Genomic DNA, 19,788 nt, shown 5'->3' on the forward strand with positions numbered 1-19,788 from the left:
GTGATCGACCTGAAGAATAAGTCGATCACCATGGGTAAGAATGTTAAAAAGTGTTCACCATGTCCCTGAACACCCGTTTACCATGTCCCCGGACTGTACAGCGGGAGAGGGTTAGGGTGAGGGCAAAAGCCCTACTTCGCCGCAAACTGCGCATAATTCTCTGGCGTGATGGTCTGATACGGAATCCAGTTAAACTCCTGCACTTTCTGCTTCTCCAGCAGCGCTTTAGCAACCTGCACCGCGCCCGTGGCCTGGCCTTTGGCGTCCTGGAAAATGGTCAGCGTCATTTTGCCGTTCTTCACAAACTGCTGCCCATCCGGCGTGCCATCAATACCAGCGACCAAAATCTTCTCATTCTTCGCCTGATTCAGCGCCATAATGGCGCCAATCGCCATCTCATCATTATTGGCCGCAATGGCATCAATCGGACGCTGATTCAGCAGCCAGCTGGAAACCACATCCACCGCCTCATTGCGCTGCCATTTGGCGCTCTGCTTCTCAATCACCTTCATATCTTTATATTTGGCGATCACCGCTTCCACGGCGCGAGTGCGCTCGCGTGCTTCCTCATTCGACAGCGCGCCCATCAGAATCGCCACGTTGCCTTTATAGTTCATCTTCTTCGCTAACGCTTCCATCTGCATTTCGCCGCCCAGCGCCGAGTCTGAACCGACATACGCCATGTCGGCTGGCAGCTTCACCTCCGGCTTACGGTTGACGAAAATTAGCGGGATGCCGGCGTTTTTCGCGGCGGTAATCATCGGCAACACGCCTTGGGTATCCACCGGATTAAGGATGATGGCATCTACGCCCTGGTTAATAAAATCATCCACTTGCTGCACTTGCAGCGCGACATCGCCCTTGGCATCTACAAACTGACTATTGAGCTGACTGGCCTTCAGCTCCGCCTGCATCTGGGTGCGCAGAATCGAGACGAAGTTGAGATCGAAGTTTGCCAGCGCCACGCCGACGGTGAAGGTTTTAGCACTCACGCTCAGGCTGAGCAGCAGCGAGCAGAGGCACAACATCACATTTCTTATCTTCATGAGTGAGTCCTGTAGGGTTGAGATATTATTTTAATTTCATCGAGTTAACGCCGGGCAACAGGCAAATACCCGGCGATGGAACGCTTAAAGGGTGAAATGATCGCGGAACTGCTGCAGCGCGGTGGTGCTGTCACCGCTGGCCCAGCCCTCCAGCGCCACGGTGCCGCGATAACCCACATCGTGCAGCGCACGGGCGATGGCGCGATAGTTGATCTCACCGGTTCCCGGCTGCTGACGTCCCGGCACATCCGCCACCTGAATCTCACCAATCGCAGAACCACAACGGCGGATCAGTTCGATCAAATTGCCTTCGCCAATCTGCGCGTGATACAGGTCGAGATTCATCTTCAGCGCCGGGCTGTTGACTGCCTCCACCAGCGCCAGCGTATCGGCGGCCAGCGCGAACGGCGTGCCGGGATGATCAACCAACAAGTTGAGATTCTCCAGCGTGAACACGCGTCCGGCACGCTCGCCTAATTGCGCCACTTTGCGCAGCGTGTCAGCGGCTTTCAGCCACATCGCGCCGGTGACCACCTCAACCGGTTTGACGGGCAAACCTTTGTCATCCAGTCCGGTGCCGTGCAGATTCAACGCCGGACAGTTCAGGCGGGCTGCCACCGCCAGCGAAGCTTCAGCACTTTGCAGCAGCTGCTGGATTTCGTCATCGTCAGTCAGGTTGCCGCTGAGGTAGCCGGTCATAGAGGTGAAGCGCGCACCGGTTGCCGCTAGCGCATCAATGTCTTTATTCGCCCAGCCCCAAATCTCAACGCCAAAACCCAGTTCGTGAATGCGTTTTACGCGCTCGACGAACGGGAGATCGAGAAACACCATTTCGGCACATACCGACAGCTGATAACTGGCCATTAGCGACCTCCCAGCTTGATAGGCTGCTGCTGCTGCACCGAGTCGATACAGGCCAGCGCGATCGCCAGCGCATTGCGCGCATCTTCGCCGGTGGCGCGCGGCGTTTCACCCCTGCGGATGCAGCGGGCAAACTCAGCCATCTCTGCGACATAGGCTTCGCGCAGCAGATCCGAGTCCATGCGCGAAGTTTCAATCTCGATGCCATCCTGGTGATAGCGCACGCAGTGATTGGCGTTGATATGTCCCGCCTGCAGCATACCTTTACTGCCAAACACTTCACCGCGAACGTCGTAGCCGTACACCGCCTGGAAGTTGGCTTCAGCGGTGGCAATCGCGCCATTATCGAAGCGAATGGTGACCACCGAGGTGTCCAGCAAGCCTTTATCTTTGAAATCCGGACGCACCAGCGCATCCGCCAGCGCATACACTTCCACCGGCTTCGCGCCGGGATTGAAGTGCAACAGCGTGTCGAAGTCGTGGATCAGGGTTTCCAGGAAGATCGTCCACTGCGGGATGCGTGCAGGATCGTGCAGGCCCGGATCGCGCGTCAGCGATCGACTCAGCTGCGTAGTGCCATTTTCGCCGGCCTTCACCGCCGCGATCGCCGCGGCAAAGCCCGAGTCAAAGCGGCGGTTAAAGCCGACCTGCAATACCACGCCGGCACTTTTTGCCGCAGCAATCGCGCGATCGGCCTCATCCAGCGTCACCGCCATCGGCTTCTCGCAGAACACGTGTTTACCGGCTTGGGCTGCGGCGATCACCCATTCAGCGTGGGTACGCGCCGGGGCGGCAATCGCCACCGCCTCAATCTCTGGATCCTGCAGCAGCGCATGCAGATCGCTGTAAGCTTTCGCCACGCCAAGTTTATTGGTCAGCGCATCTGCCGCGCCCGGCTGCGGATCGGCCACCGCGGCAAGCGTCGCCCCGGGCACGCGCCAGGCAAGGTTTTCTGCGTGGAAGCTGCCCATGCGTCCTGCGCCAATCAGGCCGACGCGTACTGGCTTAAGGTGAAATGTCATGACCTATTCCTTATTGTTTTGGATGTACTCGTTCGAGTACAGAGATGTGCCATCTGTAGTGCAAAGGTGATGCCAACTGCAGCCAGCCGCTTTATGTGAGGCGTAACACAGATATGGCTCACAAACTGGCAACAAAATTTACATGTCAACTTCACATGTCAATAAAATGGACATTCCAACCTAATCAGGAGTGCCGCATGCGTGTCATAGAGCGTTTGCCGTTCAAAGATGAAAGCGATCCTATCTTCAGCTTGCCGGACAGCGCGGAGGTGGGCGAATGGGATACCTTGTTGTGGCAGGGCTGGCACAGCTTTGAACGCGGTGAGCAGCCAGGCTGGATGCGGCACAGTATTTTGCAGTCATGGCAGCGATCGCGTCAGCGTGCGATCGATCCCGCGACCTTTGCTTATATCTCACCGCCTGCCGCCGAGCTGGCGGCGATCCTCGAACACAATGCGGAACTGATCCGCGCGGCGCGCAGCATCATGGAGAACCTGCTGGCGTATAACCCGGATGGCCACATCAATCTGACCGATGCGCAGGGTGTGACGCTGCATTTCTGCGGCGCGGATCTCACGCCGGTCGGCAGCATCCTGCGCGAAGAGGTGCTCGGCACCAACTGCACCGCGCGCTGCCTGATCGAGCAGCGGCTGGTGTATGTGCTGAGCGGCGAGAACTGGAAACTTGACCTGCGTAAACGCCATCGCCAATGTGCCGCCGCGCCGGTGCGCGATGCCAGCGGCCAGCTGCTGGGCGTTTTAACGTTGACCGCCACGCCCGATAACTTTAATGCCCACACGCTCGGCACGGTGCAGGCGGCGGCGGAAGCGGTTGGCCAGCAGCTGACGCTGCGCCGTTTACTGGCCGAGCAGCAGTCGATCCTTGAAACCCTGAATGAAGGGGTGATCGTCTGCGATCGTCACGGTCGCATTAAAACCCTCAATCGCTATGCGCGACAGATCTTCAGCAGCCTCGATCCGCAAGCAGGTACCATTGATGAGCTGCTGCAGCCGCAAGGGGGATCGCTGCTGATCATGCCGTTCTGCAATGACCGCGAGCTGCAATTTACGCCGGACGGCACCAATCCGATCTCCTGCCTGATCTCGCTGATGCCCGCGCCGGACGGCGGCCGCGTGTTGTCGCTGCGTGAGAATCAACGTATTCGCGCCATTACGCGTCGCGTGATGGGCGTGAGCGCCAGCTATACCTTCGAGATGATTCGCGGCCATGCGCCGCGCGTGCAGCAGGCGATTCACAAAGCGCGCGCCAGCAGCCGCACCGACAGCACCGTGTTGCTGACCGGCGAGAGTGGTACCGGCAAAGAGCTGTTTGCTCAGGCGATTCATAATGCCAGTCCGCGCCAGCAGGAAGCCTTTATCGCGCTGAACTGCGGCGCGTTGCCGCGCGATTTGGTCCAGAGCGAGCTGTTCGGCTATGTCGATGGCGCGTTTACCGGATCGCGTCGCGGTGGTTCGGCGGGTAAATTTGAGCTGGCGGATGGCGGCACCCTATTTCTGGATGAGATTGGCGAGATGCCGCTGGAAGCGCAAACCAGCCTGCTGCGTGTGTTGCAGGAGAGTGAAGTGGTGCGCATCGGGGCGGCACATCCGCTCAAGGTTAACGTACGCATCATCGCCGCCACCCACTGCAATCTGCTGGATGCAGTGGAAAAAGGCGCATTCCGCCGCGATCTCTACTATCGCCTGAATGTGATTTCGCTGGAGATCCCGCCGCTGCGCGAGCGTCAGGAGGATATTCCTGGCCTGGTGAACACCTTTATTCAGGCGCTCTGTACCCGGCTAAAGCGCATTGCGCCGCAGCTCTCCGCCGAGGCGATGGCCTGTTTACAGGCGTGGCACTGGCCAGGCAACGTGCGTGAGCTGGAGAATCTGGTGGAGCGCATGGTGAACTTGTGTGAAGGGTTGCAGATTGATCGTCACGATCTGCCGGAGGAGATGGTGCAGCGCGCAGTTCCGCAGCTGAGTGAATTGACCTCGCTGCAGGCGAATGAGCGCCAGCATGTGTTGCAAGTGGTACGTGAGCAGAAAGGCAACCTGCGCCAGTCCGCCCAGCTGCTGGGGATTTCACGCACTGCGCTGTATAACAAGCTGAATCAGTGGCAGGTGGATGTGGCAGGGTTGCGGCGGGGATGATGAGGTCACCATGAATGGTGACCCTACAAAAGAACCGGTTGTTGTAGGGTCGCCATTCATGGCGACCAGGGGGTTCAGCAGCACTACTTACAAAGACGCCCCACCACAGATCACCAGCTCCTGCCCGGTAATCGCAGCGGCTGCCGGCGACAGTACAAATCCTGCCAGCGCCGCCACTTCCTCCGGCTTGATATAGCGCCCGATCGGCGGCAACTGCGGCGGTGAGCTGGCGCGGCCGGGCTGCAGCAGCATCGGCGTTTCCGTGGCGCCCGGCGCAATCACATTCACGGTAATGCCCCTGGCTGCCAATTCCGCCGCCCAGCTGCGCGCCATACCCACTATCGCCGCTTTGGTGCTGACATATTGGCTGCGATGCGCCGCGCCGCGTGAGGTGCGGCTGCCAATCAGCAAAATGCGATCGCCCTGCTCCATCTGCGGCTGTAGGGCATTGGCCATAATCTGCGCCACCTGCACGTGCAAGTACCACAGACGCGTGCCCTGCTCCTCATCCAAATCCCCCAACGGTGCCGCCGCCATCATGCCCGCCGCGTGTACCAGCGCATCCACCTTCGGTAGCGCTGCCAGCGCCTGTTTCAGCAAGCGGGCATCGAACAGATCGACGCTTACCGAGGTAAAAGCCGGATGATCTTTCCTCACCCGCGTGCGGCTAAAACCGGTCACCTGCCAGCCTTGCTGCAGCAGGTGTTCGGCAATCGCCGCACCAATGCCGGAGCTCACACCGGTCACCAACGCGTGCCGTGGCCTGCTCATCCGGTCACCCAGCTTTCATCGACGCGCACGTATTTAATCGCCTGGCGGAAATAGGTGTAGGCGACATGCAGTGCGCCATCCTCGCTCTGTTTAATGCTCGGATAGGAGAACTCGCGGTTGAGTTTTTGCTGCGAATTGTTGGTCATGCAGTAGCCATCGCCCTCATCAAGATTGCGCTGCCACGGCCAGCTTTTGCCGCCATCGGCCGAGATCGCCAGCGTCATCGGCGCGCGCGGAGCGCCCCAAAAGGCGCTGCGTCCGCTGTGCACCTGCGGTTCAGCCGTCACCGCAACATCGCCGTCATCCTCTTCGTCTTCAATTTCGTCATACAGCGACACGCGGCGCTCGCGGGCATCTTTGGCGCTCATGGCGTTGAACACCAGCGCCAGATGGCCGTTGTGCAGCGTGGTGACCTGAATCGACGAATTGTTATTCGGCAGCTCAGTCGTCCGCGGCGCACTCCAGCTTTCACCGCCGTCGGTCGAGCGGCTTTGGTAGATGAAATCTGCCCAGCGGCTGCGATACAGCGCCAGCAAACTGCCATCCTGCAGCAGCGTGATGTTCATATGCACGCAGCCGAGGCTGTCCGGCACAATCACATCACGCCAGCTTTTTCCGCGATCGCTGGAGATTTTTACTGCGCTGATATCGTCGTTACCGACCCATTTCACCCCCGGCTGCGTGCGGCAGTAAAACACAGGTAGCAGCCAGTTACCGTTTGGCAGCACCACCATCGGCTGGCGAATAAAGGTGCCGGGCTGGTCGAGCAGCGTGTCGATGGCACCCCAACTGCGACCCAAATCGTGCGACTGGCGATAACGCACAATCGCGGTGTCCTGATTACCCGATTTCTGCGCCGTCCACAGCAGCCACAAGACCTGGTCAGGATCGAGGAACAGCAGCGGATTTTGCTCGGATCGTGTTGGATCGTCGGAGAGTTTTTTCGCCTCGCTCCACTGCGTGCTGCCGCTTTCCAGCCGCGAGCACCACACGGAAATATCGGCGATCCCTTCCTGGGTACCGCCAAACCACACGCACAACACGTCGCCGTTCGGCAGCGGCAGCAGATTCGCCGCATGGTTCTGCGGACAGACCGAAGGCAGCATCGCCGTGAGCTGCTGCGCATCCTGCGCGTGCGGATGAAGGTTACCGTTGCGTTCCACGCTAAGAGTTAAGTCGCTCATGTCAGGCTCCACTGTTTTGCATTGAGGATTTGGGGGCTTTTTTGGTCTGCGTCTGACGCGTCGGGATCAGGCGATCAATCACCATGATCACCGCTGGCGTAAACAGCGCGACATACATGTTATTGATACCAAAAGGATCGCCCAGCAGATACCACACCGAGGTCACCACGCAGGCGCCAATCAGCCCGGCGTTAGCACCGCGCGTGCTTTTGTAGAACGGCAGGTAGAAGGCGATGATCGCCACCACCGAAATTGACAGACGAATGGCGCGGGTGAAGAACGACAGCTTCAACACTTCCGGCACGAACAGCACGAAGATCAGCGGCAGGAAGCCAATCAGCAGCGACAGCCAACGCGTCATCTGGAACTCGCGTTCTGGCGTCGGATTGCGATACGGCACGTAGAAATCCTTTACTACCAGCGAGGCAATCGCCAGCGCCACGGTGCTGACGCTGACAAAGATCGACGCCACCAATGAGGTGGTAACGATGCCGGCCAGCCACGGACTCATGTCCTGCAGGAATACCGGCAGCGCGTACAAACTTTTGATATCGGGATGCAGGTATTTCGCCGCCACGCCAATCAGCGCGATGGCGATGGCGATCGGCATACAGAAGAAGAACGCGACCCAGGTCGCACGCTTGGCAGAGGCCGCGCTTTTGGTCGAAGCAATCGCCTGAATCACGAACTGGGTGCAGAAGATCGAGCCGATGGTGCCAATCATCCAGGCAAAGATGGTGCTGCCGCCGACATTGCCGTCCCACGTCCAGTAGAAATGCGGCATCTCTTTGATCATCGGGCTGACGCCGCCGGTCATGTGCAGCGCCACGCCGAGGATGATCAAAATACCAATATATTTCAGCCCGCTATGCAGCAGCGTGACCCAGGCAATGCCTTTCATGCCGCCAAACATAAAGTAGAAAGTGCTGACGATCGCCGTGATCACCGCTGCGGTAGTAAGATCGAGATTGAGCACCGTCGAGATCGCCGCTGCGCCGCTGACGTAGTTCCCGACGTTCACCAGCAGCAGCGCGTAGATCATGATTAACGAGATAATGTTTTTGGTTGAGTTGCCGTAGCGTTCCGCGATCGCTGCAGAGATGGTGATTTTGCCGGTGTTATAGATGCGCTTCACCAGCAAGAAGCCAAACAGTGGGAAGCCGATGGCGGCCCCAATCACCGACCAGGATGCGGCGAAGCCATCCTCAAAGGCCGCCTGGGCAGTGCCGATGGTGGATTTGGCGCCGATGTATTCCGACATCAGCATCACGCCCACCACAAAAGCGGGCATCACATTGGAGCCAGCCATAAAGTCGCCGCTGTTTTTACTGCGCAGCCGCCAGGTCAGCCAGGTGGTGAACAGGATGTACGTAATGACAATCCCGATGATAATCACCATCCCTTCTGTAGAGAATTGTTTCATTTCAGCCTCATCGATAACGTAGGGTCGTGGCACGCGCTGGGCTTCACGCGCACCGTTGATGAGGTGGTCAATATTGTTATTGACGTGTCTGAGCACTGATGACCACCCCACTTATGCGTTAATGATTTATTTCACTCAAATAAGAATGAACTCACGCATAAGCAGGGCAATTTATAGGATAAAAGCGACTCAATTTGTTTGAAGTTGCTCACAAACAGTCAATGATGATTACAAATAATCAAATTTACCTTAACAGTTATAAGACGGACTGCAAAAAATCCACAAAGGCCGTAATGCGGATGGGCAGTTGACGCTGCGGCTGCCAGACAGCATAAATATCACCGTCTGGCGCCGTCCACTGCGGCAACACCGGCAGCAGATCGCCGCACTCAATGCTGTGCTGCGCATCCCACCACGAACGCAGCAGAATGCCGTGACCATCCAGCGCCATTTGCATCGCCACTTCACCATCGTTGGTAATTAAGCGGCCGCGCACCTTCTGCGTCAGCTGCTGTGTGCCATCACTCAAGCGCCACAGCGCAAAATCACTGTCGAACTGACGCAGCAAAATACAATTATGTTGTGCCAGCGCGGCGATGCTCTCAGGCATGCCATGGCGCGCAGCGTAATCCGGCGAGCAGCACAGCACGCGCGGATTGGTTCGTAGCTTACGCGCCATCAGCCGCGCATCTGGCGGTTCACCGACGCGAATATCAATATCCACGCGCGCATCAAGAAAATTCAGGGGCTGGCTGCTGAGCTGCAGGCTGATGGCCAGCTCGGGATGCAGCGCGGCAAAGCGCGACACGCAAGGTGCAACGTGACGACGCCCAAAGCCAAAGGATGCATTGAGGTTAAGCGAACCCCGCAGCACCGAAGTTTGGCTGCTAACCGACTCTTCCAGCTCCGCCAGCTGGTCGAGCAGCGGACGTGCGCCATCGAGATAACGCTTGCCCTCCGCCGTCAGCTCCAGCCGCCGCGTGGTGCGCTTGAGTAACTGCACGCCCAACCGCAGCTCAAGCTGGCTCAGGCGCTTACTCACCGCCGGTAACGATAAACCAAGCTCGCGCGCGGCGGCGGTTAAGCTCTCCAGCGCGGCCACGCGCACAAAGAAGGCCAGATCGTCGGTGGAGGTGCGCGATTCTCTACTTTTATTCAACATTGGCTTATCGCTCAGGCTAATTATTTCCTTCAGATGCATGGTTATACTGCGTAGAGAACATCAACAGCAACCTGCGAGAAACCCTATGAGCGGCAAAACCTATAAAATCGCCGTCATCCCTGGCGATGGCATTGGCAAAGAAGTGATGCCGGAAGGCATCCGCGTGCTGGATGCAGCGGCGAAGAAATTTGATATCGCGCTTGAGTGGCAATGGTTTGATTTCGCCAGCGCCGAATATTGGCAGCAGCACGGCAAAATGCTGCCGGATGACTGGTTCGCCACGCTGAGTCAGTTTGATGCCATCTACTTCGGCGCGGTTGGCTGGCCAGACGTGGTGCCGGATCACGTATCGCTGTGGGGATCGCTGCTGCAGTTCCGTCGTGAATTTGATCAGTACGTCAACCTGCGCCCCGTGCGCTTAATGCCGGGAGTGAAAGCCCCGCTGGCGAATCGTCAGCCGGGCGATATCGATTTCTACGTGGTGCGTGAAAATACCGAGGGCGAATATTCGGCGGTAGGCGGCACCATGTTCCCCGGTACCGAGCGCGAAGTGGTGATTCAGGAAACGGTGATGACGCGCGTTGGCGTCGATCGCATTCTGAAATTCGCCTACGATCTGGCGCAAAAGCGCCCGAAAAAACACCTGACGTCCGCCACCAAATCCAACGGTATCGCCATTACTATGCCGTACTGGGACAGCCGCGTAGAAGCGATGGCGCCGAGCTATCCCGAGGTAAAAGTCGATAAATATCATATTGATATTCTGACCGCCAACTTCGTCCTGCATCCGGATTGGTTCGATGTGGTGGTCGCCAGTAACCTGTTTGGCGACATCCTGTCAGATCTCGGACCGGCCTGTACCGGCACCATCGGCATTGCGCCGTCCGCCAACATTAATCCGGAAGGCAAATTCCCGAGTCTGTTTGAGCCGGTGCACGGCTCCGCGCCGGATATTGCCGGCAAAGGCGTTGCCAATCCGATTGGGCAAATTTGGTGTGGCGCGATGATGCTGGAGCACCTCGGTTACGCCGAAGCAGGCGCAGCGGTGCTGGATGCCATCGAGCGTACGCTGGCGGCAGGTAACAGCCTGACGCGCGACCTCGGCGGCAGCGCGAGCACCGAAGAGTTGGGCGCGGCTATCGCCTCAGCATTGTAGCGTCGCCATTTATAACGACTGATATTTCCAGGTGCGCATGAATGCGCACCCTACAAATAACTCTACCATTCGGCGTAGGGTCGCCATTCATGGCGACCTGGATTTTCTCGCGTAGCTTACAAAATCTGCACCGTTTCCGCATGCCAGCCGTGCGGCAGCGGTTGCGGGCGCGTAATCAGCACGTTGTGCAGCTGGAGATTCTCCACACCGCGGGCAAACACGCCCGGCAGGCCGTCCGGATAGGCCGCCACGCCATACGCTAAGCCGGATGCGCTATCCAGCTTGTACGCATTGTCCAATCCCATGCCGGTCGGCGAAGCGGGATTGCACGGCGAACGCACATCGTAATGCCCCTGCTCCACACCTTGCGTCACCACTTGTCGCAGCTGCAGATTCGCCAGCATCACATCACGAATCTGCCCTGGCCGTTCGGCATGCAGATTGATTGCGCCTTCCATCACGCCGCTGACGTTGCTGAACTGCAGCTGTTCGATGCTGCCTGGCGCAATCGCCGGATCGCGCGGGCGCTGCGCACGCGGCAGGCGATAGCCTTGCTCATCCTTTTCTGTGGCAAACCAGGCTTCGCCATTGCCGTCGATCGTCCCTTTGCCACTGACGATGATATTGCGCTGACCGACGGCGTACAGCAGCACATGCTGCGACAGCTCAGCCTGGCTCTGCGCCAGCTGCTGCTGATAATCCTCGACGCGCGCGCTGGCGAGCAGCGTGGCGCCCGCCTCGAGATGCAGATGGATGTTGGAGCCTAGCGACAACGTACCGAGGTGATAGCGCCCCGGCGGCACCGACAGCGTGCCACCGCCGCGCGCCGCAAGATGATCTAATGCGCGCTGGAAGCAGGAAGTATCAAGGGTTTCGCCATCGGCGACGGGATAGAAATCAGCCAGTGAGAGGTGCATGTGGTTCTTTCTCCTGAATAGCGGCGATGCGCTATTGCAGCACGCGCCGCGCGACTAAACCTTTTGCTGATGGACAAAGTGTGGCGTTAGGTTTGGTGCGTCCATCTTGACGGTCGCCATGAATGGCGACCCTACGGCGCAGGGTGCGCATTTATGCGCCCCGTTTTACAGACTGCACGAAACCACCTCAAACCACCGTTTCGTTTTCCAGCTTCTGCCGTTTACGCAGGTGCGGGAAAATCGTCATCCATACGCCCACCACGACCAGCGTGCCGATGCCGCCAATCGCCGCGGCTGGCACTGCGCCCATAAAGGCCGCCAGCAGACCGGACTCAAATTCGCCGAGCTGATTCGAGGTATTAATGAAGATGGCGTTGACCGCGTTAACGCGGCCGCGCATATCATCTGGCGTATCCAGCTGCACCAGCGCGCCACGGATCACCATGCTCACCATATCGAAGCCGCCCAGCGCCGCCAGCGCCACCACCGATAGCCATAGCTGGGTGGAGAGCGCGAACACTAGCGTGGCCACGCCAAATCCGGCCACCGAACCGAACATAATCATGCCGACATTCTTCTCCAGCTTATGACGGCTGAGCCACACGCCGACTATCAGCGCACCGACCGACGGTGCACCGCGCAGGATACCCAAGCCCCACGGTCCGGTGTGCAGAATGTCCTGTGCGAAGATCGGCAGCAGCGCGGTGGCGCCGCCCAGCAACACCGCAAACAGATCGAGTGAAATTACCCCGAGCACATCTTTGCGATCGCGGATAAAGCGCACGCCGGCAAACAGATTCGGCAGGTTCATCGGCAGACGCGCCTGCGGTGGTCGCTCGTAGCGCAGTCGGCTCACCAGCACGATGGAGAACAGATAGAACAGCGCCGAGACGCCATATACCACATCCGGCCCCGCCACATATAGAAAGCCGCCCAGCGTCGGGCCGATAATCACCGCTGCCTGTCCGCCCACCGAGCTGGCCGCCATGGCGCGCGCCAGAATCGGCGGCGGCACCAGCGCCGGCAGCATTGAGGTAATCGCCGGCCACTCGAGCGCCTTGGCTACCGAGATCAGGAACACCAGCCCCCAAATTTCAAACTTGCCCGCCCAGTTGATGAGCGTTAGCGCCACCAACCCCAGCAGTGCCAGCCACTCAATAAGCTGTCCAAGCAGCACGATGCGACGGCGATCGTGTTGATCCGCCAGGTGCCCGGCAGGCAATGCCAACAGCACTGAAGGAAGAAATTGCATCAGGCCGATCATACCCAGCGCCATCGCGCTGTGGGTTAGCGCATAGATCTGCCAGCTAACCGCGACCGAGAACATTTGAAAGCCAAACGATGAACAGGTGCGTGCCAGCCAAAAGGCGACAAACGACCTGTGCCGCAGCAACGAATCCTCTGCTGCGGATACCGGTGAACCCATAGTTGTTATCCCATCCTAAATGATTATGTCAGTTAGCGTCGTTGCACCAACCTGGTGAAAAGCCATTTAATGGCTTCCGCTTTATTTTTCACGCCACAGAGTGCGGCATCTTACTGAGCCAGACAATGGCTAGCCGTGCTGTTTAAAAACAGAAGCTTATCTAAATTTTTGCTAAGCATTGAGCTCACAATATTAGCAGGCTGATGATTTTCAGCTGAAAATATCCCAATCTTTCCAGATAGTTTCTTCGCTATTAAATTATCAACTGCGCAGTGCAGCCTATCTCTTTATCAGAAACAGTTAAAAAAGCTGAACTTTATAAACTAATCGGTTTATATTGGCCGTGTTAAGACTTCATTAATCGCCCGTCCTTATAATAATTAAGACGTTCCAGCCAATTAATTTATTCACAGAGATAAATGGAAAACAGTTCTTATAATCCTTATGTTACTGAGCGCATCCGTCGCTTCGACGGCACGCTAACCGGTGTATGTTATTCAGCACCCTTTATGCATTGTGAGCAGGAAGGCACGGTATTACTTAATGGACGCAACATAATTTCGCTGCATAATCAGTTGCTGGAATCACCTGAATTAATAATTATCCCGCTCTCGGGAAATAACCTGCTACATTTTTTACAGGCCCCGGAAAATTATTTCGGCCTGCAAAATGAGAATGTGCATCTGGCAATCAATTATGCCGATTTAGTTCAGGGAGATAGTGCGCTACGCCAGGCGGCTGAACGTTTCTCTTTCTGGCTTTATGATTTGGCCGCGCCCGGAACCTGCTGGCAGAATATCGCGTCATTCCCTTTTAAAGGAATAGTGCTGACCGAGGAATTTTTTAACGATAATTATCTCAAGTTCAGCTTTCCCTTTCTGCTGGAATCGTGCAGAGAAAGAGAAGCAGAGGTAATATTACGTACGCCACAGTTAACGCTGCCCGCGGCACAGTATGCGCAACTTAATTTGAGCGGCTGGCAAGAACAACGTACCAGCAGCACATTGTTTGAAGGGTAAACGTTTACACAATATGTTGCTCCTGGGTGTTATGGCCCGATGTAACCGGACATAACACCTTAATTCCCTCATAAAATGTCGTACTACTTCCTCTCTTCGAGTGCAAAGCACTAAAAATATCAAACCCTTTAACGTTTTTAAGATAAAATTTAACGCAAAGGGATCAACTCGTCGCACGGAAAGCGCCGATCGAACAGTTTTCGTTATTTCGTACTCTATGTCGGGAAGCAACCCAACGCGTTGTTTCCTTTTTAGTTTTTAATGGCAAAGAAAGAGGTCAATATTATGGGGAAAGCTTCCTCATCTTTTGGCGTAATCCGTTTTCTCACAGTGCTTTTTGCACTGCTGACGGGCGCGTTTATGCTGGTTGGTGGCGTTTGGTTAGCCGCCATTGGTGGTTCCTGGTACTACGTTATTGGCGGTGTGGTCATGTTGATCACCGCTATTCTGCTGTGGCGCCGTAGCGGCTCAGCGTTACTGCTGTACGCATTGCTGCTGTTGGCAACGCTGGTGTGGGGCGTATGGGAAGTCGGCTTCGACTTCTGGGCGCTGGCACCGCGTACCGATGTGCTGGTGATCTTCGGCGTCTGGCTGATTCTGCCGTTTGTGTATCGCGGTCTGAATAATGCCGGCAAAGGCGCGCTTGGTCTGCTGGCGGTCGCACTGGTCGCCAGTGCGCTGGTGCTGGCATGGGCAGTGTTCCACGATCCACAAGAGCTGAACGGTGAAATTCCTGCTGCGGCGTCAAATGCCCCACAGGCGCAGCCGTTAAGCAACATCGACGATGCTGACTGGCCCGCGTATGCGCGTGACCAGCAAGGTACCCGCTTCTCCCCGCTGAAACAGATCAATAACGGTAACGTTAAAGAGCTGCAGGTTGCCTGGCAGTTCCAGACTGGCGACATGAAGACGCCAAACGATCCAGGTGAAATCACCGATGAAGTAACGCCGATTAAAATCCGCGACACGCTTTATCTCTGCTCACCACACCAGATTCTGTTTGCGCTGGATGCGAAAACCGGTAAGCAGAAGTGGAAATTTGATCCGGGCCTGAAGCCGAATCCAACCTTCCAGCACGTTACCTGCCGTGGCGTTTCCTACCACGAAGTGCCTGCTGCCGCTGATGCTGCCAACACCCAACCTGCGCTGTGCTCACGCCGTATTTACCTGCCGGTAAATGATGGTCGTATGTTCGCGCTGGATGCCGAAACCGGTGAACGTTGCGCGGCCTTTGGCAACAACGGTGAACTGGATCTGCAACACAAGCAGCCAGTATTGACCCCAGGTCAGTACGAGCCGACGTCGCCGCCGGTCATCACCGATACCACCATCGTGGTAGCCGGTGCCGTCACCGATAACTACTCCACCCGTGAGCCGTCTGGCGCCATCCGTGGCTTTGACGTCAACACTGGTAAACTGCTGTGGGTATTCGATCCGGGCGCGAAAGATCCTAACGCGATTCCTGCCGATGAACACACCTTTACCATGAACTCACCGAACTCGTGGGCGCCGGCGGTATACGATCCGAAACTGGATATCGTTTACCTGCCAATGGGTGTATCAACGCCAGATATCTGGGGCGGTAACCGCACACCAGAGCAGGAGCGTTATGCGAGCAGCGTACTGGCACTGAACGCCACCACCGGTAAGCTGGTGTGGTCGTATCAGACCGTGCATCACGATCTGTGGGATATGGACTTGCCGTCTCAACCGACGCTGGCCGATATCACCGATAAAGATGGCAAAACGGTACCGGTGATTTATGCACCGGCGAAAACCGGTAACATCTTTGTACTGGATCGTCGCACCGGTGAGCCGGTTGTCCCTGCACCGGAAACTCCGGTTCCACAGGGCGCCGCTAAAGGCGACCACGTTGCACCAACTCAGCCGTACTCCGAACTGACCTTCCGTCCGAAAAATAATCTGACGGACAAGGACATGTGGGGCGCGACCCTGTATGACCAGCTGGTGTGCCGCGTAATCTTCAAGCGTCTGCGCTACGAAGGTCCATTCACCCCGCCGTCTGAGCAAGGTACGCTGGTGTTCCCAGGCAACCTGGGCATGTTCGAATGGGGCGGTATCGCGGTTGATCCACATCGTCAGATTGCGATTGCTAACCCAATGGCGCTGCCGTTTGTGTCGAAGCTGATTCCGCGCGGTCCGGGCAACCCGATCGAGCCACCGGCTGACGACAAAGGCGGTTCAGGTACTGAAACCGGCATCCAGCCACAGTACGGCGTACCGTACGGCGTGGAGCTGAATCCGTTCCTGTCACCGTTTGGCCTGCCGTGTAAGCAACCGGCGTGGGGCTATGTCTCTGCAGTTGACCTGAAGACTAACGAAACCGTGTGGAAAAAACGCATTGGTACAGTTCGCGATAGCGCGCCAGTACCCGTTCCGTTCAAAATGGGTATGCCAATGCTGGGCGGCCCAATTACCACCGCGGGTAACGTGTTCTTCATTGGTGCTACCGCAGATAACTACCTGCGTGCATTCGACACCAACACCGGTGAAATGCTGTGGCAGGCACGTCTGCCAGCGGGCGGCCAGGCAACGCCGATGACCTATGAAGTGGATGGCAAGCAGTACGTTGTTATCGCTGCAGGTGGTCACGGTTCGTTTGGTACCAAGCTGGGTGATTATGTGATTGCCTACGCACTGCCTGATGCGAAGTAAGTTTTCGCGTTGAGGTAAAAAAGCGGGCTTATGCCCGCTTTTTTTGTAGGGTCGCCATTTATGGTGACCGTCATGAAAGACGCACAAGAACGTATTGTGCGGTTAATGCCAGGTTCGCCATGAATGGCGAACCAACGATTAGCGTTTACGCAGCACGCGTGCGTTTAGCAGTGCACACAGCGCCATAATCACGCAGGTCGCCAGAAACACCGGGCGCATGCCAAACGCACCGCCGATAAAACCGCCAAACAGCGGACCAGAAACCTGGCCGACGTACTGCGCCGAAGTGGAATACCCCAGCATCTTCCCCACCTGCGACTGCGGCACGCTGTGACGAATCAGCGCCGTGACGCACGGCATTAAGCCACCCAGCGCCATGCCCATCAGAAAACGCAGCACCACCAGTTGCCAGGCTTCATTGATAAATGCCTGCGGGATCAGCAGCAGCGCGCACGCTATTAATCCATACACCAGCACGCGGCCATGTCCCACGCGGTCGGCTAAACGTCCCAGACGCGGCGCGGAGATAATGCTGCCGAGCGCCGCTGCCGCCATCACCAATCCTGCAGTGACCGTTACCGCGTGATCGCCGCTGACAAACTGGCCAATGTACAGCGTGATAATCGGCTCAATCGACATATTGGCAAAAATCAGCAACATCCCCGACAGCCACATCAGACGCACCACCGGCAGATTCAGCGACTTTTCATCGTCGGCTGCGCTCTGCTGCGTTTTTTTGCCGGCAGAACGCGGCACCTCTTTCAGTAAGAAGGTGGTCGCCAGGAACGCGAGAAAGATCACTGCGCCAGTCAGCCAGAAGGTGTGGCGAATACCTATCAGCGGCGGTAATACTCCGCCCAGCAGCGGCCCAACCACGTTACCGGCCATGATGCCGGACGACAACACGCCAAGCGCCCAGCCGGTTTGCTCTTTTGGCGTTTGCGCCGCCACCAGAATGGTCGATCCCGACGCATAGCCGCCGAGTAAACCCGCCAGCAGACGCAGCGCCACCAATTGCCACGGCGCGGTGGCCATGCCAATCAGCGACATGGCAATCGCCATGCCCAGGCTGGCGCGGATCAACATCAATTTACGGCCGTAGCGATCGGCCAGTTTGCCCCACAGCGGCGCGGTCAATGCGGCGCTGAGGAAGGTGGCGCCATAAGCCGCACCCGACCAGCGTGCAATCGCCGCCGGTTCCTGCACGCCAAGCTGTTGCACATAGAGCGGCAGAAACGGCAAGAGCAGCGTCATCGCCACGATGGTGCTGAACGAGCCCAGCACGCAGACAAATAAATTTCGCTTCCAGTGTTGCTGTTCGGGCGCTAACGCGATTGGAGGTTGCTGCATGGTGATATCCCTGTTTTTGCTTTTTTAGCAGGCTAACAGTGACCTATAAGAGAAGACAGCCTTGCAGTGATAATTACCAGGCGGCGCATTATTGTTGCCAGATAACAACAATCACGCCGTGCTGAGCGCGTTGATCAGCGCATCGCACAGCAAGGTTACCGGCGAGGAAGCCTGCGGCTGCTCTTTTAGCAATAAGTAGCTGTGCAGGCGATCCATTTGCCATTCCGGCAACACCTGCTGGATTTCGCCGCGCGTTAAGGCTTCCTGCGTCATATACGCCGGCAGATAAGCGATGCCAGTGCCCGCCAGCGCGGCATTCAGCAACGCCATGCTGTTATTGGCACGGAAACGGCTATGCACATCGAGCGCCAGACGCTGTTTATCACGGCGGAACGGTAGCGCAGCCGTGTGCGCCGGGCCGTGAAACAGCAGCAGGTCATGACGCGTGAGACGTTCGGGATGATCGATCGGTGCATGCGCCGCAAGATAATCCGGCGTGGCGTACAAGCCCCAATCAATGCTGCTCAGCTCGCGGTAGTTGGCGCCATCTGGCGCACGCGCGCGGATGACAATCGCGACATCAGCGCTGGGCTGCGGGTCATCGCTGGTGGTGAGGTCAAGATCGACATTGATATGAATATGACGGCGGATAAAGGCATTGAGCGTCGGCACCACGCATTGGCAGCCGTAGGTGATCGGCGCCTGCAGCCGCACATTGCCCGCGGGCAATTGATGCACCTGTTGCACAAAGGCATCGGCGCGATGCATCTCTTCCAGCATGCGCACACAAAACGGATAGTAAGCCTGGCCGAGCTCCGTTAGCACCACTTTGCGCGTGGTGCGCTGCAGCAGCTTGATACCGAGCCGCACTTCCAGCCGGGCCACTTCGCGGCTGACGTGAGATTTGGAGACGCCTAACGTGCGTGCGGCTTCGCTAAAACTTTGCCGTTCCACTACGCGTGCAAACAGCATCATGGCGCTGAGATTGTCGCTGTTGTCCATGTTCTCTGACGGGCTGGATGAGTGAGAACCGTAGATTAAAAGCTAAGCCTGCAATAAGTCCATCATCGCACATTCCGTAGCGGCGCGATTTATCGCGCGTATCAATGGCGGCAGCTTGCCCATCCAGATATTGCGCAATAAATTGCGCCGCTACGAAACGCACCCAAGGGAATATCGGTGCCCATATCTCAACTCGCCATCGCCAGCGGAAACAGCAGCCGATCCGGCTCAACGCGACGTTGGCGACGCAGCTGGCCCGGCGTCACGAGGAAATAGTTTTTGAAGGTGCGGGTGTAAGCCTGCTGAGTATCGAAACCGTAGCTCATCGCCACCTGCAAAATCGCTTCGTCACTGTTAATCAGCGTCAGCGCGGATTCGGTTAAGCGGCGCTGGCGAATGTATTCGGCTAGAGAGAAACCGGTGTGCTGACGAAACAGACGTTGCAGATGCCAGCGGGAGTATCCCGAGCGGCGTGCAACTTCATCCAGATGCAGATCGTGTCCTAAATTATTCTCTATCCAGTCCAGCAAACTACGGATAAATTCGCGCTGATTCATGGGATTCTCCTGCTTTGACGATATGTCCAGTGCAGCTACTGTAGCGCGTTAAATTTATCCCTT

The 19,788-nt window shown here is 57.1% G+C and carries 16 protein-coding genes; 4 read left to right on the plus strand and 12 right to left on the minus strand.

All coding sequences use genetic code 11. The features are described from left to right. Positions 1-131 precede the first annotated feature (131 nt). The 3 genes from WFL93_RS23510 to WFL93_RS23520 form a co-directional block, all read right to left on the minus strand. On the minus strand, positions 132-1,046 hold the full coding sequence (locus WFL93_RS23510) for a substrate-binding domain-containing protein (protein ID WP_007888463.1): 915 nt from the start codon (positions 1,044-1,046) through the stop codon (positions 132-134). A gap of 84 nt (positions 1,047-1,130) precedes the next feature. Then, complete coding sequence (locus tag WFL93_RS23515; protein WP_336779162.1) at positions 1,131-1,910, minus strand: TIM barrel protein; 780 nt, start codon at positions 1,908-1,910, stop codon at positions 1,131-1,133. After that, positions 1,910-2,929, minus strand: a complete 1,020-nt coding sequence (locus WFL93_RS23520) for a Gfo/Idh/MocA family oxidoreductase (protein ID WP_336779163.1) — start codon at positions 2,927-2,929, stop codon at positions 1,910-1,912. Before WFL93_RS23520 ends, WFL93_RS23515 begins: the two co-directional genes overlap by 1 nt. 197 nt (positions 2,930-3,126) lie before the next feature. Between WFL93_RS23520 and WFL93_RS23525 the strand changes: the two genes are divergently transcribed. Beyond that, a complete protein-coding gene (locus WFL93_RS23525) occupies positions 3,127-5,082 on the plus strand; it encodes a sigma-54-dependent Fis family transcriptional regulator (protein WP_336779164.1) in 1,956 nt (651 codons plus the stop codon). A gap of 87 nt (positions 5,083-5,169) precedes the next feature. Here WFL93_RS23525 and WFL93_RS23530 read toward each other — a convergent pair whose 3' ends face one another. The 4 genes from WFL93_RS23530 to WFL93_RS23545 all read right to left on the minus strand — a co-directional run bounded on the left by WFL93_RS23530 (position 5,170) and on the right by WFL93_RS23545 (position 9,622). Next, positions 5,170-5,853 (minus strand): SDR family NAD(P)-dependent oxidoreductase, encoded by a 684-nt coding sequence (locus tag WFL93_RS23530; protein ID WP_336779165.1) that lies wholly within the window; start codon positions 5,851-5,853, stop codon positions 5,170-5,172. After that, positions 5,850-7,037, minus strand: a complete 1,188-nt coding sequence (locus WFL93_RS23535; protein WP_336779166.1) for a sialidase family protein — start codon at positions 7,035-7,037, stop codon at positions 5,850-5,852. Before WFL93_RS23535 ends, WFL93_RS23530 begins: the two co-directional genes overlap by 4 nt. A gap of 1 nt (position 7,038) precedes the next feature. Then, positions 7,039-8,460: a sodium:solute symporter family protein gene (locus WFL93_RS23540; RefSeq protein WP_036620746.1), complete on the minus strand. Its 1,422-nt coding sequence runs from the start codon at positions 8,458-8,460 to the stop codon at positions 7,039-7,041. 256 nt (positions 8,461-8,716) lie between these two features. Continuing rightward, a complete protein-coding gene (locus WFL93_RS23545) occupies positions 8,717-9,622 on the minus strand; it encodes a LysR family transcriptional regulator (protein ID WP_336779175.1) in 906 nt (301 codons plus the stop codon). A gap of 85 nt (positions 9,623-9,707) precedes the next feature. Here WFL93_RS23545 and WFL93_RS23550 point away from each other — a divergent pair, with 85 nt between their 5' ends. After that, positions 9,708-10,778, plus strand: coding sequence for a tartrate dehydrogenase (locus WFL93_RS23550; RefSeq protein WP_007888488.1), 1,071 nt, complete (start codon positions 9,708-9,710; stop codon positions 10,776-10,778). 116 nt (positions 10,779-10,894) lie between these two features. On the opposite strand, the gene WFL93_RS23555 is transcribed toward WFL93_RS23550, so the two are convergent. Both WFL93_RS23555 and WFL93_RS23560 read right to left on the minus strand, forming a co-directional pair. Continuing rightward, on the minus strand, positions 10,895-11,695 hold the full coding sequence (locus tag WFL93_RS23555) for a hypothetical protein (RefSeq protein ID WP_336779167.1): 801 nt from the start codon (positions 11,693-11,695) through the stop codon (positions 10,895-10,897). A 187-nt stretch (positions 11,696-11,882) separates the two neighbouring features. Continuing rightward, positions 11,883-13,121, minus strand: a complete 1,239-nt coding sequence (locus tag WFL93_RS23560; RefSeq protein ID WP_336779168.1) for an MFS transporter — start codon at positions 13,119-13,121, stop codon at positions 11,883-11,885. Between the two features lie 419 nt (positions 13,122-13,540). Between WFL93_RS23560 and WFL93_RS23565 the strand changes: the two genes are divergently transcribed. Both WFL93_RS23565 and WFL93_RS23570 read left to right on the plus strand, forming a co-directional pair. Beyond that, positions 13,541-14,140, plus strand: a complete 600-nt coding sequence (locus tag WFL93_RS23565; protein WP_336779169.1) for a hypothetical protein — start codon at positions 13,541-13,543, stop codon at positions 14,138-14,140. A gap of 285 nt (positions 14,141-14,425) precedes the next feature. Further along, complete coding sequence (locus tag WFL93_RS23570) at positions 14,426-16,816, plus strand: glucose/quinate/shikimate family membrane-bound PQQ-dependent dehydrogenase (RefSeq protein WP_007888498.1); 2,391 nt, start codon at positions 14,426-14,428, stop codon at positions 16,814-16,816. Positions 16,817-16,954: 138 nt separating this feature from the next. Here WFL93_RS23570 and WFL93_RS23575 read toward each other — a convergent pair whose 3' ends face one another. The 3 genes from WFL93_RS23575 to WFL93_RS23585 all read right to left on the minus strand — a co-directional run bounded on the left by WFL93_RS23575 (position 16,955) and on the right by WFL93_RS23585 (position 19,725). Then, the gene (locus WFL93_RS23575) at positions 16,955-18,166 is read right to left on the minus strand and encodes an MFS transporter (protein ID WP_007888505.1); all 1,212 of its coding nucleotides are present in this window, start codon (positions 18,164-18,166) and stop codon (positions 16,955-16,957) included. Between the two features lie 111 nt (positions 18,167-18,277). Next, positions 18,278-19,168 (minus strand): LysR family transcriptional regulator, encoded by an 891-nt coding sequence (locus WFL93_RS23580; protein WP_007888507.1) that lies wholly within the window; start codon positions 19,166-19,168, stop codon positions 18,278-18,280. 188 nt (positions 19,169-19,356) lie between these two features. Beyond that, complete coding sequence (locus WFL93_RS23585; protein ID WP_007888509.1) at positions 19,357-19,725, minus strand: helix-turn-helix domain-containing protein; 369 nt, start codon at positions 19,723-19,725, stop codon at positions 19,357-19,359. Positions 19,726-19,788: the final 63 nt, after the last annotated feature.

The sequence above is a fragment of the Pantoea sp. USHLN256 genome (genome assembly GCF_037149875.1).
GTDB lineage: Bacteria > Pseudomonadota > Gammaproteobacteria > Enterobacterales > Enterobacteriaceae > Pantoea > Pantoea nemavictus.